Source organism: Actinorectispora metalli (genome assembly GCF_056323685.1).
The window spans coordinates 2,290,499-2,306,492 of record NZ_JBREYE010000001.1; the positions used below are offsets into that span (position 1 = coordinate 2,290,499).

At 69.6% G+C, this 15,994-nt stretch carries 14 protein-coding genes; 9 read left to right on the forward strand and 5 right to left on the reverse strand.

What is annotated here, in order from left to right:
* Positions 1-25 precede the first annotated feature (25 nt).
* On the forward strand, positions 26-1,225 hold the full coding sequence (locus tag ACU6XJ_RS10715) for a diguanylate cyclase (RefSeq protein WP_476309216.1): 1,200 nt from the start codon (positions 26-28) through the stop codon (positions 1,223-1,225).
* A gap of 1 nt (position 1,226) precedes the next feature.
* On the opposite strand, the gene ACU6XJ_RS10720 is transcribed toward ACU6XJ_RS10715, so the two are convergent.
* Positions 1,227-2,429, reverse strand: coding sequence for an AI-2E family transporter (locus tag ACU6XJ_RS10720; protein ID WP_476309219.1), 1,203 nt, complete (start codon positions 2,427-2,429; stop codon positions 1,227-1,229).
* A gap of 147 nt (positions 2,430-2,576) precedes the next feature.
* On the opposite strand from ACU6XJ_RS10720, the gene ACU6XJ_RS10725 reads away from it, so the two are divergent.
* The 3 genes from ACU6XJ_RS10725 to ACU6XJ_RS10735 all read left to right on the forward strand — a co-directional run bounded on the left by ACU6XJ_RS10725 (position 2,577) and on the right by ACU6XJ_RS10735 (position 9,874).
* Complete coding sequence (locus ACU6XJ_RS10725; RefSeq protein WP_476309220.1) at positions 2,577-4,853, forward strand: hypothetical protein; 2,277 nt, start codon at positions 2,577-2,579, stop codon at positions 4,851-4,853.
* Positions 4,854-5,068: 215 nt separating this feature from the next.
* Positions 5,069-5,842: a hypothetical protein gene (locus tag ACU6XJ_RS10730; RefSeq protein WP_476309222.1), complete on the forward strand. Its 774-nt coding sequence runs from the start codon at positions 5,069-5,071 to the stop codon at positions 5,840-5,842.
* Positions 5,843-6,055: 213 nt separating this feature from the next.
* Positions 6,056-9,874, forward strand: coding sequence for a beta strand repeat-containing protein (locus ACU6XJ_RS10735; protein WP_476309224.1), 3,819 nt, complete (start codon positions 6,056-6,058; stop codon positions 9,872-9,874).
* Between the two features lie 134 nt (positions 9,875-10,008).
* Here ACU6XJ_RS10735 and ACU6XJ_RS10740 read toward each other — a convergent pair whose 3' ends face one another.
* Complete coding sequence (locus tag ACU6XJ_RS10740; protein WP_476309227.1) at positions 10,009-10,866, reverse strand: GGDEF domain-containing protein; 858 nt, start codon at positions 10,864-10,866, stop codon at positions 10,009-10,011.
* A gap of 71 nt (positions 10,867-10,937) precedes the next feature.
* On the opposite strand from ACU6XJ_RS10740, the gene ACU6XJ_RS10745 reads away from it, so the two are divergent.
* The 5 genes from ACU6XJ_RS10745 (at position 10,938) to ACU6XJ_RS10765 (ending at position 13,584) form a co-directional block, all read left to right on the forward strand.
* Positions 10,938-11,228: a hypothetical protein gene (locus tag ACU6XJ_RS10745; protein ID WP_476309229.1), complete on the forward strand. Its 291-nt coding sequence runs from the start codon at positions 10,938-10,940 to the stop codon at positions 11,226-11,228.
* 280 nt (positions 11,229-11,508) lie between these two features.
* Positions 11,509-11,817 (forward strand): hypothetical protein, encoded by a 309-nt coding sequence (locus ACU6XJ_RS10750; protein ID WP_476309232.1) that lies wholly within the window; start codon positions 11,509-11,511, stop codon positions 11,815-11,817.
* Between the two features lie 74 nt (positions 11,818-11,891).
* Positions 11,892-12,314, forward strand: coding sequence for a helix-turn-helix domain-containing protein (locus ACU6XJ_RS10755; protein ID WP_476309234.1), 423 nt, complete (start codon positions 11,892-11,894; stop codon positions 12,312-12,314).
* Positions 12,311-13,189 carry an alpha/beta fold hydrolase gene (locus tag ACU6XJ_RS10760; RefSeq protein WP_476309236.1) on the forward strand — a complete coding sequence of 293 codons (879 nt, stop codon included), beginning with the start codon at positions 12,311-12,313 and terminating at the stop codon, positions 13,187-13,189. Before ACU6XJ_RS10755 ends, ACU6XJ_RS10760 begins: the two co-directional genes overlap by 4 nt.
* On the forward strand, positions 13,186-13,584 hold the full coding sequence (locus ACU6XJ_RS10765; RefSeq protein WP_476309239.1) for a DUF4180 domain-containing protein: 399 nt from the start codon (positions 13,186-13,188) through the stop codon (positions 13,582-13,584). The genes ACU6XJ_RS10760 and ACU6XJ_RS10765 overlap by 4 nt, the downstream gene beginning before the upstream one ends.
* On the opposite strand, the gene ACU6XJ_RS10770 is transcribed toward ACU6XJ_RS10765, so the two are convergent.
* The 3 genes from ACU6XJ_RS10770 to ACU6XJ_RS10780 all read right to left on the reverse strand — a co-directional run bounded on the left by ACU6XJ_RS10770 (position 13,556) and on the right by ACU6XJ_RS10780 (position 15,969).
* The gene (locus ACU6XJ_RS10770; protein WP_476309241.1) at positions 13,556-13,849 is read right to left on the reverse strand and encodes a YciI-like protein; all 294 of its coding nucleotides are present in this window, start codon (positions 13,847-13,849) and stop codon (positions 13,556-13,558) included. The two genes, ACU6XJ_RS10765 and ACU6XJ_RS10770, sit on opposite strands and share 29 nt — an antisense overlap.
* 16 nt (positions 13,850-13,865) lie before the next feature.
* The gene (locus ACU6XJ_RS10775) at positions 13,866-14,669 is read right to left on the reverse strand and encodes an alpha/beta hydrolase family protein (protein WP_476309243.1); all 804 of its coding nucleotides are present in this window, start codon (positions 14,667-14,669) and stop codon (positions 13,866-13,868) included.
* A 73-nt stretch (positions 14,670-14,742) separates the two neighbouring features.
* Positions 14,743-15,969, reverse strand: coding sequence for a cytochrome P450 (locus ACU6XJ_RS10780; protein ID WP_476309245.1), 1,227 nt, complete (start codon positions 15,967-15,969; stop codon positions 14,743-14,745).
* Positions 15,970-15,994 lie beyond the last annotated feature (25 nt).

Consider the following 15,994-nt stretch of genomic DNA (forward strand, 5'->3'; position numbering starts at 1 on the left):
GTACCCGGTCTGCGAAGGGTCGGCCTTGTTCAACTGGCCACTGTGGAGGCTGCGTCCCGCGGCGCTCATCTACTGGCTCGCGGTGGAGACCGCGGCGATCATCGCCGTGGTCCATGTGGTGCGGGTGGGAAACGTGCCAACCCCCGCGGAGATCAGCAGGTTCGCCGCGATCGCCATCACCACCGCGATCGTGTTGGTCGGCACCGCGGTCATGATCGCGGTGCGCCGTGGCGAGACCTACCGCAACCCGTGGGCCATTCACACCTGCTACCTGCTGGCGGGCGTGTTCACGCTGCCGCCCAACCTGCTCGTCGTGCTGATGCTCGGACCCGCCCTGCACGGGGTGCTCGGAGTCCGGGCGGCGCCGCACCGCTGGATCTTCCTCACCGCGGCCACCGCGCTGGCCACCTTCGCCAGCAGGCTGACCGCGGGTTGGAGCGAACCCCGCTGGGATGTGCTGACCTACATCGCGGCCAGCGCCGTGATGCTGCTCGGCAGGGTCGTGCTGGTGTCGGTCGGCCTTCGGCTGCGCTCCCCCAAGGCCACCGTGGAGGACGTGCTCGGCGACCGGCTGGACCTGCTGCTGGCCATCGTCGCGGTGAACCTGGGCGGACTGCTGGCGATCGCCGTGGAAAGCGCGCCGGTGCGGGCGCTGCTCGCCGTCGCGCCGATGGCCTTACTGGAGTTGGCCAGCCAGATCCCGCAGTGGCGCAAATCGGCGCAGCGGGACGCCAAGACCGGTCTGGCCAACGCCGACCACTGGGAACGCCTGACCCGCGAGGAACTCACCCGCAACCGCATCCGCAACCTGCCCGCCGCGCTGCTGCTGCTCGACCTCGACCACTTCAAGCGGGTCAACGACCAGATGGGGCACCTGGCGGGCGACGCGGCGCTGGCGGCGGTGGCGTTGATGCTGCGGCACAACATCCGCCGCGGCGATATCGTCGGCCGCTTCGGCGGCGAGGAGTTCGTGGTGTTCCTCCCGGACGCCGACCCCTCGGTGGCGCATGCCGTCGCGCAGCGCGTCCGGGAGGCCGTCGCGGCCATGCAGATCCCGCTCACCTCGCAGAACGGCGTGCCCCGCGAGCTGTCCGGCCTGACGGTGAGCATCGGGGTGTCCACCACCGGCCGGTTCGGCTACGAGCTTTCGAACCTGCTCGTAGCCGCCGACGCGGCCCTGCTGTCCGCCAAGGGCGCGGGCCGCAACCTCGTCACGATGGCCTGAGCTACTCCCGCGACTTGCGCAGGCCCTTGGCCGCGTCCTTCGGGTCCTCGGTGCCCTCGACCACGTCCTTGACCTCTTCGCCCGGCGGCTCCGCCTGCTTGGGGTTGAGCGCCTGCTCCGGCGTGATCCGGTCGTCCTCGCTGCTCAGCGAGCGGATCGCGGAGTTCAGCACCGCCACCAGCGGCACCGCGAGCAGCGCGCCGGGGATGCCGCCCACCACGACGCCCGCGGCGATCGCCAGCACCACGGCCAGCGCGTGCAGCCGCACCGCCCGGCCCAACAGCAGCGGCTGGAGCACGTGACCCTCCAGTTGCTGCACGAGCACGACCACCGCCAGCACCAGCAGCGCGGGCACGAAGCCGTTGGCCACCAACGCCACCAGCACCGCGACCAGACCGGACACCGCGGCACCCACGATCGGGATGAAGCCACCCAGGAACACCAGCGCGGCCAGCGGAATGGCCAGCGGAACCCCGATGATGGCCAGGCCGATGCCGATGCCGACGGCGTCCACCACGGCCACCAGGGCGGTGGCCCGGACGTAGCCGACCAGCGAGGCGAAGGACCTGATGCCCGCGACGTCCACCCTGTCCCGCACGTAGCGGGGGACGATGCGCAGCACGAACTGCCAGATGCCCCTGCCGTCGTGCAGGAAGAAGATCAGCGTGAACAGGGCCAGCGCGAAGCCGGTGAGAAGCTCGCCGACGGTGCCCGCGGTGGACAGTGCTCCCGAGGTGATCGCGCCCTGGTTCTTCTGGATCCCCTCGGTGATCTTGTCCAGCGTCGAGTTGATCTGCTCATCGCTGATGTGCAGTGGTCCGGCGACCAGCCACCGCCGGATCTGGTTGATGCTGTCGATCAGGTTGCGCTGGAGGTCGGGCAGACCGGTGGTGAACGCGTTGATCACGAAGGTGAGCACGCCGCCGACCACCGCGAGGCCGCCGATCAGCACGATCGCGGTGGCAAGCCAGCGCCGCAGCCCGAGCCTGGTGAACCGCTCAACGGCAGGCGCGAGCAACGCCGACAGCAGCAGCGCCACCGCGACCGGTATCACCACCATGTGCAGCCGCATGACGAGCATGCCCAGGACGATCAATGCTCCGACAACGGCAAGAAAACGCCAGCTCAGGGCCGCTGCCACCCGAAGAATCGGTGGCACCGTCGTGGTCACGTCCGCCCTGGTGGGTTGCTGCGAGTCGCTCACGGAAGCCAACTTATCCGCTGCCGCGGCGTGATAGGTGCCGGATCGCTCGACACGCGAGCTGTGTCTTTGGTCAACTCATCGACGGAGTGAAACCGCGGCGGCGTCTCCTACTCCAGTGATCAGCACAGCAGGCCGGGGTGATCAGGGGTGAGCGCGGTGACCGACTACGTCCGACCGGACGAGCTGAACGAGAACGAACGCGAGGTCTGCCTGGCCTTCGCCGCGGGCAGGCGGCTGGACCTGCGCGCCGACCCCGGCCGCCGGGACCGCGTGGTCCGGGCCGGGGTGCTGATGGGCCTGCTCACCGGCCTGTACAAGATTCCGATCACCGCGGTGCCCGCCCTGCGCCTGTGCGGCGCCCGTATCACCGGACGGCTGCTGCTGGAGGGCGCCGAGATAACCCACCTCATCGAGATCACCGCGAGCACCTTCGAGCAGACCCCGGTACTACGGATGGCCAAGCTCGCGGGGCTGCGGCTGCGCGGTTGCAGGCTGCCCGGCCTGAAGGGACGCAACCTGCGGGTGGACAGCGATTTCGTGTTGGAGGCGGGGTCCAACTGCGTTGGCACCCTGGATCTCACCGACGCGACAGTTCAGGGCACGCTGCGCCTTGCGGGCTCGGTGCTGCGCGATGAGCGCAACGGCCTCGCGTTGCTCGGGGCGCGGCTGAACGTCACCGGTTCGCTCCAGGCCACCGCGTTGCGGGCGACCGGTGAGGTCCGGCTGCGCGGTGCGAAGATCGGCGGCAGCGTGCACCTCGGTGGGGCGCACCTGATCAATCCCGGAAAGCTGGTCCTCGAGGGCACCGGCATGAACGTCGCGGGCAGCCTGCTCTGCGACGGTGACGGCGGCGGCCACTTCACCGCCGAGGGCAGGCTGATGCTCGCCGGGGCCAGGGTGGGCGGCAATGTCGTCTTCTCCGGCGCGCGCTTGATCTCGGCGGGCCACACCGAGCCCAAGGTGCTGGTCATGCCGCGCGGCACCGCGGATGCCAGCGCGGCGCTGGTCGGCGACCACATGGAGGTCGAGGGCAACGTCGAACTGGACGACGGCTTCACCAGCGCGGGCACGATCCGGCTGCCGGGGGCCGCGGTCCGCGGCTACCTGCGGCTGTCCGGGGCGACCCTCGGCAAACCCGAGGGCATCACCGAACTGGTGGAGTTGGCGGCGGCCAGTCGGACACCTGGGGCACGACCGGAACCCGACCACGACGCGCACCACCTGCTCGACCGGATCCCGGTGGCGCTGCTGGCAGACGGCATCCGCATCGGGGGCGACCTGGAGGCACGCGGCACCGCGCCGCGCAGGCTGGCGGTACCGGGCATTCCGGCGCTCGCGGCCTACGGCCAGGTTCGGTTGGTGGACGCGGAGATCCGCGGCAGCGCCAGCCTGTCCGGGGTGAAGCTGGACGCGCCGGGCATCGACGTGCTCTTCGCCGACCGGCTGCGGGTGCGCGGCACGCTGTTCCTGCGGCATCTGCGGGCGCGAGGCTCGCTGCGGCTGCAGAACGCGCACATCGGGTCCACCTTGGACTGCTCGGGGGCCAAGCTGACCGAGGCGCGGCGCAGGCCGGACGGCTCGGTCAAGCCCTCGCTGGACGCACGCGTCGCCGCGATCGGCAAGGACCTGCTGTGCAGCTACGGCTTCGTGGCCACCGGCGGAGTGCGGATCAGGCTGGTCGAGGTGGGAAAGGTCGTGACCTTCACCGGTTCGGCGCTCGGCGGGGACGGCAATGCCGTCGCGTTGAATGCCTACGGCCTGCGCGCCGAGCAGATGGTGCTGCGTTTTACCGAGCCGCCCAAGGGAAGAGTGCTGCTCAACCGCGCGCGTATCACTCGAGTGAGTGATTCTCCGCAATTGTGGGCGGCGACCGGCGGGCTGGATCTTGAGGATTTTTCGTATGACTCCATCGCGTCCCGACCTGACGTCGGGGTTGTGGAACGACTGCGCTGGCTGCGCGACGCGGTGCCGGAGTTTGCCCCTGGGCCCTATGAACAACTGGCAAAGGTTTACCGGTCCTGCGGTGACGAGGAACGCGCGGAAATGGTCCAGGTGGCCAAACAGCGGCGACGGCACGCCAGCCTCGGCGCTGCGGGCCGGGTGTGGGGACGGTTGCAGGAATGGACCGTCGGCTACGGCTACCGGCCATGGCTGGCCATGCTGTGGCTGGTGGTGTTCTGGCTGTTCGGAGCCCTGTGGTTCGGCGAACACCGGCTGGAGAAGCTGGATCACGACCAGAATCCGGTGTGGAACCCCTGGGTGCTTTCCGCCGACCTATTGCTGCCGATCGTGAATCTTGGTCAGGATGGGATGTGGCGGATAACCGGTGAATCTCAATGGGTAGCCGGCGTACTCGTCACTGCGGGGTGGATTTTGGCCTCCACTGCCGCCGCTGGGGCGACCCGCATATTGAAGCGAGGTTGACGGCGAGTGATTTTGTGGCATCTGACACAAAGTGCACTACGCCATTCAGGCGATCTTTGTTCCCCATAGATGCATCGGGGGCCTGCGCCCTGAAATGGTGTCCGCTGTCGATGTTGGTGGCGTGGGTTTCACCGACCAGCGCACCATCGACAAGCACCACGGCCGCAACGCTTGCGGCATCTACACATCCCGCAAGGCGAACCGGAGGACACTGCGTGGCTCGGCTGGACCAGCGAGAGGGAGCGGCGATCAGCCGTCTTCGCTTTCTGGTGCACGCCCTGCTCGTGGCGGGCGGGGTCATCGCGGGTTGGCTGCTCCTCGACGGAGCCGCCATGGCCGCGACGCCCTCCACCTACGCGCCCGCCGCCTCCGACACCTCGGACCTGCCCGCGAAGCTGGACAAGTCCGTCTCCGACGGGGTCGCGGTGCTGGACGGTGTTGTCGGCGAGGTCCGCGGTGGACTCCGCGAGACGCTGGCTCCGTTGCAGCCCGCCCTGCCGCCGAGGCCTCGGCCCGACGGCCAGCTTCCCGGCCCGGGTCTGCTCGACCCGATCACCGACGAGATTCCCGAGCACGGCAACGTGCTGCCGGGTACCGATAACGACTCGGAGCACGCACCGGCACCGTCGCCCTTCCTGCCCTCCGACGGCGAGGCACTGCTTCCCGCACCGGCGCAACCGGTCGCGGTGGAGCAGTCCGCAGGGGTTTCCACGCGTAACGATATGGTCAAGCGCGGTGCCAAGCGTGGCATCGCCGCGGAGCGGAACGCCGCCGACAGGCAGCAGACCCCGCAGCCGGTGTCGCCGCGCAAGTCACCCGTGTACTCGCCATGCAGCGGCTCAGGTTCGTCCTGGTCAGGAGGCAGTGCGCAGGGAATGCCCTCGGTTTTCACCACCGCAGAGGATCGTGCGGAGGGCTGTCCGACCAACGGTGCCGCCGAGTCGATCTGTACCGAGCCCGACCGTCAGCCCGGGTCCGACCCCGACTGAAAGCCTTTGCCGCGGAGGAGTGATCGACCTCGGTGGGCAGAACGTTCGCCTTCCCGACTCGTTGTCCTCCCCGTGCCTGCCCGGGTGATTTCGCCGTGATGCGAAGTTCGCCCAAACCCCATAGACGCGAGTGGTCGCTGCCCCGACTTTATGTCCGGCCGCTCGTTCAATCCCCCTCCCTCTCGCGGGGAGGGGAAACGGAAGGAGAACCCGATGCAGACCTGGGCGAAGCGCGGTATGCATGCCGCGCTCGTCACCGGTGGCATGCTGATGCTCGGAGCGGGCGTAGCCTCTGCCGCCGAGTGCTGCCCGGACCGGCCGACCTCCCCACTCGGCGGTTCCATCGGTGTCCCCGTGCACGTTGCCAACAACGCGCTGGGCACACCGTTCGGGCAGTACGATGCACCCACCATTGACGAAGAGCTGTCGCTGAGCACGGATGACCTTGCGAAGCACTCCCCCGAGCAGCTCCGTGGGCCTTTGAACCAGGTGACCGGCACGCTGAACAACGCAGCGGCGCCGATCACGAACGAACTGCAGGCACGCAACCCGCTGCAGAAGTACGTTCCGCAGGGCAGCCCCCTTGACTTCCAAGGAAACAAGGGGCGCGTGGACCTGCTCGTGCCGGTGGACATCTCCGGAAACGCCCTCGCATTGGGCGGCCCGGCCACCGTGCACAACGACTCGCACCACAGCTACCAGAGCGGCCGCGGCATCCGCACCAACGGTGACGGCGGCTTCCTCGGCGGCAACGCCGGTTCGCTGAGCTGGGCCGCTCCGGTCCAGGTCACCGGCAACGCCATCGGTGCGCTGGGCGGCGACGCCAAGTCGTACAACAACTCCTCGCTCGACGCCACCACCGGTGGCGGCGTGCAGACCGGCGGCAAGCACGGCGCGCTGGCGGGCAACATCCTGGGTGGCTCGTTCGCCACCCCGATCCAGGCCAGCGGCAACGCGATCGGTGGCCCGGCAGGCACCGCCGCGACGCACAACAAGGCCAGCAACTCCGCGACCGCGGGTGGCATCCACGGCACCAACGGTGAGCAGGGCTTCGCCGCGGGCAACATCATCGGCGGCGGCGCGGCCACCGGTGGCGAGCTCAACGGCAACGCCCTCGGCCTGCTGGGCGACGGCACGGCCAAGTCGCACACCAGCACCGACGCCAAGACCGGCGCCAAGGACGCGAACGGCTTCTCCACCTGGACCACCGCTCAGGACGCCGCGGCGTCGGGCAACGTGGTGCGTCCGGTGTTCGGCGGACCGCTCGGCCTGAACGGCAACTCCGGCAACGTGCTGGGTGACACCACCGCCAAGGGCTCGCAGAGCAGCACCAGCGACGCCCAGGGCGGCAAGGTCAACACCCACGGTGGCGACGCGTTCGCCTCCGGCAACATCGTTGACGGCCCGGTGGCGTTCCCGCTGCTCGGCTTCGGCAACGCCGTCACCGTTGGTGGCGACGCCGATGCCAAGCACACCAACGACGTCAAGTCGGCGGCGGGCGGCGACATCTACAGCAGTGGTGACGGCGGCTTCCTCGCCGGAAACCTCGGCAGCGCCCCCATCAGCGGCCCCGGCGACGCCTTCGGCAACGCCGGTGCGGTGCTCGGTGACGCCAAGGCCGAGGGCACCAACAACGCCTCCGCCTCGGCGGGTGGCTACACCGGCACCCGCGGCTTCGACTCGGTCGGCTCCGGCAACATCGGTGCCCTGCCGCTGTCGAACCCGGTGCAGGGCTTCGGCAACTCGCTGTCCGCACTGGGCGACGCGGAGGGCAAGGCCACCAACAAGAAGGGCTCCTCGGCGGGCGGCGACCTGAACTGCGTGGACGACGCGGGTCTCGGTAGCTGCAACGTCGTTGGCGGCACCATCGCCAACCCGATCGAGTTCTTCGGCAACGCGGGCACGGTCGGCGGCAACAGCAACGGCTCCGGCGCCAGCGAGACCCACTCCAAGGCGGGCGGCAGCATCCTCGCCACCGGTGAGGGCGGCTACGTTGCGGGCAACGTGCTGAACCCCGCGGTCGGCCGCGCCACCCAGGGCTTCGGCAACGCCGGTTCGGTGCTGGGCAACGCCAACGCCGACGGCGAGGGCAACACCTCCGCCACCTCCGGCGGTGACATCACCTCCAACGGCCGTGACGGCTTCGTCGCGGGCAACGTGGGTCACCTGCCCATCGGTGGCGCGGGTCAGCTGTTCGGCAACGCGGGCACCGTCGCGGGCGACGCGGTCGCAGGCGGCGGCAACCACACGAAGACCAACGCCGGTGGCGACATCACCACCGACGGTTCGGACGGCGTCGTGACCGGCAACGGTCTCGCTCCGGCCGTGAACCCGCTGCTGCAGGGCTTCGGGAACGCGGGCGGCGTGCTCGGCGGTGACGCCGCGGCGTTCGGTGGCAACTACACCAAGTCCGTCGCGGGCGGCGACGTGACCACCACCGGCAACGACGGTGTGCTGGCGGGCAACGTCGGCAACCCCTCGGTCGCCCCCGCACTGCAGGGCTTCGGCAACGCCGGTTCGGTGCTGCAGGGCTCCGCGGACGCCTACGGTGACAACGCCGTCAAGCACGTGACCGGCGGCGACGTCGTCACCGACGGCGCGGACGGCCTGCTCACCGGCAACGCCGCCAGCCCGGCGGTCGGCGCCGCGCTGGCCGCCTTCGGCAACGCGGGCACCGTCCTCGGCAACCACGCCGATGGCGCGGGCAGCAACCTGTTCGGCCAGCAGACCGGTGGCAGCGTCGAGACCGACGGTGCCAACGGGGTTGGCGCGGGCAACGTCCTCGCGGTGGCTCCCACCGTGCTGGGCCAGGCCTTCGGCAACGCGGGCACCGTCCTCGGCGGCACCTCCGGTGCTTCCGCGGACAACGTGACCGGGCAGGTCAACGGCGGTGACGTCTACAGCGACGGCACCGACGGCCTCGCCTCGGGCAACGTCGGCTCGGTCGTTCCCGCCGGCGCGCTGCAGGCCTTCGGCAACGCGGGCGCTCTCATCGACGGGGTGGCCGATGCCTCCGCGGCGAACAAGACCGCTCAGGTCGCCGGTGGCGACATCGCCACCAACGGTGTCGGTGGCGTGCTCGCGGGCAACATCGGCGAGCTGGCCGCTCCGCTGGCCAAGCAGTTCTACGGCCACCAGGGTGGCGAGGGTGCCGCCGCGGACGCGGTGAACGCCTTCGGCCAGAAGGTCGCGGGCAGCCACAGCACCGACGGTGACCACAAGAAGCTGTCGGGCCTGAACAAGCAGCTGCGTCTGGACCCCAACGGGTTCCAGAACATCTCCGTCGACACCGTGCGCGAAGCCATCGCGCACCGCGTGGACGTCAAGGATGTCGCCGCCGCGAAGGAGGCCGCTGCCGAGGTCGCCAAGCCGCTGACCATCGTCACCGAGGGTCTGCCCGGTGCGGGCGAGCTGCCCAGCATCCCGGAGCTTGCCGCGCTGAAGGGCCTCGCCCCGAAGCTCGGTGCCCCGGCGCTGCCGAACCTGCCGGTCAACGCTCCGCAGCTGCCCAAGCTCGGTGCGCCCGCTCTGCCGAAGCTGCCGGTCGACCCGACCGCGCTGCCCGGCAAGCTGCCGGTGGCCGTTCCTTCGGTGCCCGGCTCGCTGCCGAGCGTCCCGAACCTGCCGGTGAACGGCGTCGCCCCGCGTAGCGGTGCGGTGCCCGGCCTGCCGAACCTGCCGGTCGACCCGGCCTCGCTGGTCGGCAAGCTGCCCATCAACGGCAACCTGCCCAGCGTGCCCGAGCTGCCGGTCGCTGCTCCGCAGCTGCCCGGTCTGCCCGGCGGCAAGGCTCGTAGCGGTGCCATCCCCGCCGTTCCGCAGCTGCCGGTGAACCCGGCGGATGTGCTCGGCAAGCTGCCCGCTCTGGACGGTATCGGTGCCGACTCGCTCTCCGACCGGCGCGCTGAGCTGCCGCTGGAGAACGTGCAGGTTGGCACGCTGCCCACGCTGCCGCAGGGCCTTCCCGCCCTGTCCAACGTGGACAGCGAGAAGCTGATCAGCGAGCTGCGGGGCAACCTGCCGCACGTGTGATCCGCACGCTGTCGTACCAGGGCTTGACCGTGGGCGGGTGTCGCTCGCGAGACCCGCACCCCTGGTGACCGACGACAGCACGCGAAGCAGAGGCGCCCCCGGAGGATTCACTCCGGGGGCGCCTTGTCGTCCGCTCAGGTGTTGCCGTGCAGCCGCCGCTCGGCGTGGGTGAGCATGTCGTGCACGCCGATCGCGCCGTCGCTGGTCACCCAGGAGACCCGGATCGCGGGCCGCACCCGGCTGCCGCCGATCTTGAGCGGTCGGCCCGCCAGTTCCTGGATGCGCTCGGCGATCACCTCGCCGGTGCCGTGTGGATGCTCGGCCACCACCGCGAATTCCACGCCGCCGTAGCGGGCCACGGTGTGATCGTCCCGCAGTCCCTGCCGCAGCCTGCCCGCGATCATCGCCAGCAGGTCGTCCCCGCGGCCGAAGCCGTGCTGGGAGTTGACGGCGGAGAGGTGGCGGACGTCCAGTAGCACCAGGCTGGTCAGCGTGCCGTGGGTGCGGGCGCGGGTGAGCGCCTGTTCCAACCGGTCCAGCAGCAGCGCCCGCGCGGGCAGGCCGGTGACCGGGTCGATGAGGCCTCTGCCGTGCGGCACATCGGCGTGCACCGGTTGCAGCAGCATCAGGACCCGTCGCTGCCCGCGGTGGTGCACCGGGTGGTAGTCGGCCCAGACCCTGCCGTGCGGCAGACCGTCGACGCCTGCCACCAGGGAAAGGGTGAGGGTGGCTCCGGTGCGCAAGACCTGGTCGGCCAGTTCGCGTTGCGAGGGAAGCGAACCACCGGAATCATCACGGAGGCTCCAACCCGCGGGGCGGGTGCCGTCGAGCAGATCCTGTCGGCGCAGCCCGAGCAGGGTCGCGGCAAGCTCGTTGGCGGCGACCACCTCGCCGAGTTCGTCCTGCAACACCACGCCAACGGGTAGCTCTGCGACGAGTTCGTCCCAGACCGCTCCGTACCGGCCCGGTGCCGCCATGTGCACGGCACTCACTTGGCTCCGACCTTCCGCCGAATGGAGGCTTTACAAGAGCCTCCCCCCAGCCCGGGGCTCAGATCAAGGGAGTGAACGCCACCTGGACAGGTGATGTCGGATCAGGTGGTGTGCACAAAGAGTTAGTTGTGCCGTGCATTTCTGCCCGGCAAAACCGGCATCACGATTCGAGCACGCTCAATTCGGCGGTGAAGAGCCCTGCTGTGCGGGTGAATCGTGCTGCACGGCGTCACGGTGTGTTGATCACTTTGCCGTTTGACACGCAGACGATCAACCATTCGGGTAAACGCGATCCCGCGCCGCCGCTCGGCGTCCTGGCTGGTGAGAGCGGGCGCGATCGGACTGTGCCGCTGGCGAATTGACGCTGTCGACGATCACGAAACGGGCGCGGATCGATCGCATCGGAGGAGTTCGATCGATCTCCCGGCCTTCTTCCTGCGAAGATCAACCGAATAGGACCCACCCCAGCGGGTGACGGCGGACAGCCTAGACTTACCTCCGATTGGCGCCGTTCCAGTGAATCCAATTGGGCGATTCTCGGCGGAAGAAAGGTGACCTCGATGCCTGGGTTCGACATGGTTGAGTGCCCGAAATGCTATGGCTCTGGTCTTGATCGCGCCGGCCGCGCGTGTGGGAGGTGCGGTGGACTTGGACAAATCCCGCGCAGGTAGTGAGCTTGCGCGGGGCGAACCCTGTGAGCTGTGCGATGACACCGGCGTGATGAGCTTCCAGCAGCCGGTGCTGCGTGACGGCGAATGGGTTCTCGGCACGGTCACACACCCGTGCGTCAACCTTTGCGGCGACCGATGGGCCGGCTATCAGGAGCCGATGCAGGGCGCGTTGCGCAATGTGCCCCGTCTGCCGCCGCCGTTCGGGCCGTCGTTGGCCCGTGGCCAGGTGCTGGATGTCCCCCGCTCCGAGTTGGAGCCGAAGCCCGATCAGCCGGAATAACGCATCCTTCCTTAAGTGAAGCTCTGATACAGTCGTTTAGGGAAGTTTACAGCGTCTTCGGTTTGGTGGGGATCATGTCTCAGGAGCTGTACTCGGTCGAGCAGGTGGCCGACCAGCTAGGTCTGCATGTGCGGACGGTGCGGAACTACGTGCGTGAGGGACGGCTGAAGGCCGTTCGGATCGGCAAGCAGTACCGCATCGCCCGCGCCGACCTCGAGGCGCTCATCGGTCACTCCGTCGCGGAACCCGAGTCCAAGGTCCATGCCGAGGTATCCAGCATCGTGCAGCTGGAGGACGTCGGACCGGCCCTGGCCGATCGCCTGTCCACGCTGGTGATGGCGTTGGCGGGCAGCGACCGCGGCGGTGATCAGCCGCTGCGCGTGCAGACGGTCCACGACCGGGAGCGATCCCGGATGAAGATCGTGCTGCTGGGCGGCCCGGCCACCACCGCGGAGATGCTGACGTTCATCGACGGGTTGGTCCAGGGGGAGACATGAGCCGCGACATCTACCGAACAACCGCGGGCGCCAAGCAGGTCCGCGGGCGCTACCTGGAACTGCTGGACCGCTGGCCGGTGCCTGCCCGGCGGCTGACGCTGCCAACGGACCAGGGCGAGACCTTCGTCCTCGCGAGCGGACCCGAGGACGCGCCACCTGTGCTCGCGCTGCCAGGCTCCGGCGGCAACACCGCGAGATGGCTGTCCGAGATCGCCGTGCTGTCCCGGCGGCTGCGCGTGTACGCGGTGGACGTCCTCGGCGAGACCGGCCTCAGCGCACCGTTCCGCTTCGCACTCGACTCCGACGCCCCCGCCCGCTGGCTGGACGACGTGCTGGCGGGACTGGCCCTGCCGCGGACCGCCTTCCTCGGCGAATCCCTTGGCGGCTGGCTGGCCATCGACTACGCGATCCGGCGCCCCGAGAGGGTCGGTCGGCTGGTGCTGCTCAACCCAGGCGGCCTTGGCCGCCAAAAGGTCCTCGCGCCGCTGATGGGTGGCCTGCTTGGTCTTGTTGGCGATGGCGGCAGGCGCCGAGGGTTCTTCCTCGCCGTGGGACCGGTTGCCGACATCCGGTTCGATGACCTGATGAGCACGCCATCGGCCGAGTTCGGCCTGCTCACCATGCGCCACTTCAGGCCCCGCATGGAAAAGCTGCCCACCTTCGGCGAGAACGCCGTGCGGACGCTGAACACGCCGATACTCGCCGTGCTCGGCGAGCGTGACCGGATGCTCGACTCACGCACCACCGCCGCTCGGCTGGCGGCCGCGCCACAGGCGACCATCCGCCTGCTGCCGAAGGCGGGCCACCTCTTGGCCGGGCAGTCCGAAGCGGTGGCGGACTTCCTGTTCGGTGTGACCTCCGGAGCACACGCATGAGCGGCACCGTCTCCCAACGACACGGCCACCCGGTGCTGGTGATCGCCGACGACGGCCTACCGGTGGCGCACGAGCAGGACGCCGTGGACCTCATCGCGAGTGCCGCGGAGCACGGGGCGGACCTGGTGGTCATCCCGGTGGACCGACTCGACCCGAGATTCTTCACCCTGAGCACGCGTCTCGCGGGCGAGATCGCCGGGAAGTTCGCCCTCTACGGAATCGGGCTGGTGATCCTCGGCGACATCACCGCCTATACCGAGACCAGCTCGGCGCTGCGTGACCTGGTGCGCGAAACCCGGCGCCGCGGCAGCCTCTGGTTCGTGGCGGACCTCGCCGAGTTGGACGCCCGACTGGAGCGGACCCCGGTCAGACCGGAATCGCTCCATCACCGATGACGACGGTCCACGGCCGCACCGACCACGAGGTCACCAGGCCGTTGCGCACGTAGGGGTCCTGCTCGGCGAACCGCTCCACCACCGACCGGTCCTCGGTGCGCCAGACCAGCAGCGCCCGGTCGACCGGCTCGGTGAGCGCGCCCGCGAGCACCAACTCGCCTTGCTCGCGCGCCTGCCGAGCCAGCCCGAGGTGCTCCTCGCGCAGCGCCGCCCGCCGCTCCAGGTAGTCCGCCGCGAGTTGGTACTCCAACACGAAATGCCCCACGCCCGCCTCCCAACGATCAGCCCCAGCCTATGTCCGCGAGCCTCCGTTGGAACCACGCGGTCAAGCCTGCGTCCACGTCGCGGGTCAGCGGAAGCTGCGGCGCGGGCTCGATGCCGGGTTCGTCTGCGAGCGGATGGGCCAGCCCGGGGATCGACAGCAGTTCGGCCCGCTCCCCCAGTGCGGCGACCAGGTCGAGCGCATCGGCACGCAGCGCTGGGTGATCCAGCTCGCCGCTGGCGACCAGCAACGGCGCGCGACCGGCGATGATGCCCGCCTTGGCGACGAAGTCCATGCTGTCGACGGCTTTCTCGGACTCGGCGTCATAGGGGTAGTCGCCCGGGAACAGCTCCACGACGGACCGCATCCGGATGGCCGCGTTCACCACGGCGCCCGCGAAGACCGGGATCTCGGTGTCGGCCAGGATCCGCAGCGCGACGGCCCCGCCCAGCGAGCCGCCGAGCACCCCGATCGGGCCGTCCCCGACCGGCAGTCGCGTTCGGATCTCCGCCAGTGCGGCCGGGAACTCCTCGGCCGCCTGCCGGGCGAATGGATACAGGAAGGACATCAGCACGTCCTCGCGCATCAGCTTCAAGCCCGCGTCCATGCTGCCGTCGACCATGCGTGCCCCGCACATCGGCATGCCGAGGTGCACCCGCCACGCGGGCAGGCCGTTCATCGGCAACGCGGCCGCGAACGCGGCGTCCGACCTCGGCGCGTCCAGCATGTGCCAGGTGACGATCAGCGGCGCGGGACCGCCACCGGCAGGCGGCAGCGCGGTGAACGGCACGCCCGCGGCCGTGCCCGTGATCGGTGAGTGCATACGGCCACGGTAGATCCGTGCCCCCGGGCCGGGAACCGGTTACGCCACCGGCCGAATCAGCGGGCCTCACCGTTCACCCCGCCGTTTCGGCCCAGGTGACGGGCAGTTCGTGGACGCCGTAGATGTTCATGTCGGTCCTGAGCTTCACCTCCGCGGCGGGGATCGCGAGCGTGAGGGTCGGGAAGCGCCGCAGCAGCCCGGCGAACCCCGCGCGCATCTCGATGCGGGCCAGTTGCTGGCCAAGGCATTGATGGATGCCGTGGCCGAAGGACAGATGCCCGCGGGCCTTACGTCGGATGTCCAGGGCGTCAGGGTTGTCGAAGCGCCGGGGGTCGCGGTTGGCGGCCAGCAGCGATACGACGACGGTCGACCCCTCGCCGATGGTTTCACCGCCGAGTTCGAGGTCCTCGGTGGCGTAGCGGTAGAAGATGTCGGCCACGGACAGATAACGCAGGAGCTCCTCGACGGCATCGGGCAGCAGATCCGGGTCGGCGCGCAACTCGGCCAGCTGCTCGGGGTGCTCCAGGAGCGCGAAGGTGCCCAATCCCAGCATGTTGGCGGTGGTCTCGTGGCCCGCGAGCAACAGCAGGAAGGCCACACCTGTCAGCTCCTCGATGGTGAGGTCGTCATGGCGGGCCAGGTCGGACAGGATGTCCTCGCCGGGCGCGGCGCGTTTGCGCGTGACCAGTTCGGTCAGGTACGTGTTCAGCGCGCCCCACGCGGCCATCTTCTCGTCGAGCGTCACGTCCCTGAGCAGGAATTTGGCGGAGTTGACCTGGAAATTCTCCCGGTCCGCGTAGGGGACACCCAGCATCGCGCAGATCACCAGCGACGGCATCGGCAGCGCGAACTCCTTGACCAGGTCGACCGGCGGGGTCAGGCGCGCCATCTCGTCCAGTTGCCGTTCGGTGATGTCGGAGATCTGCTCTTCGAGCTGCTTCATGCGTTTGACGGTGAAGGCGCCGGTGAGCCTGCGCCGCAGCCGGGTGTGGTCCGGCGGGTCCATGGCGACGAACAGGCCCGGCATCTGCGGGGACGGTTCGGTGGCGACGGGCATGCCAGGGGTCTCGAAGGGCATGTGGAGGATGCCGATGTCCTGCCGGGAGCTGAACCGGGTGTCGGCCATGAGTTGGCGGACCGCGTCGTAGCCGGTGACGAGCCAGCCCTCATGACCGTCCGGGAACGCCATCGGACTGACCGGGCGAGCCTCGCGCAGCCGGGTGATCTGGCGGGGCGGGTCGAAGGGGCCCGCATCGCGTTCCATCGGAAGGCCCTGCGGGATGGGAATGGTGTGCGTCATCGGATTGTCCTTCGTGGCGGGTTGG

What these genes read in the sequence shown, in the direction of transcription:
- ACU6XJ_RS10735 (WP_476309224.1), top strand. Translation starts at nt 6,056, where the DNA reads ATGCAGACCTGGGCGAAGCGCGGTATGCATGCCGCGCTCGTCACCGGT.
- ACU6XJ_RS10755 (WP_476309234.1), top strand. Translation starts at nt 11,892, where the DNA reads ATGTCTCAGGAGCTGTACTCGGTCGAGCAGGTGGCCGACCAGCTAGGT.
- ACU6XJ_RS10760 (WP_476309236.1), top strand. Translation starts at nt 12,311, where the DNA reads ATGAGCCGCGACATCTACCGAACAACCGCGGGCGCCAAGCAGGTCCGC.
- ACU6XJ_RS10765 (WP_476309239.1), top strand. Translation starts at nt 13,186, where the DNA reads ATGAGCGGCACCGTCTCCCAACGACACGGCCACCCGGTGCTGGTGATC.
- ACU6XJ_RS10775 (WP_476309243.1), bottom strand. Translation starts at nt 14,669, where the DNA reads ATGCACTCACCGATCACGGGCACGGCCGCGGGCGTGCCGTTCACCGCG.
- ACU6XJ_RS10780 (WP_476309245.1), bottom strand. Translation starts at nt 15,969, where the DNA reads ATGACGCACACCATTCCCATCCCGCAGGGCCTTCCGATGGAACGCGAT.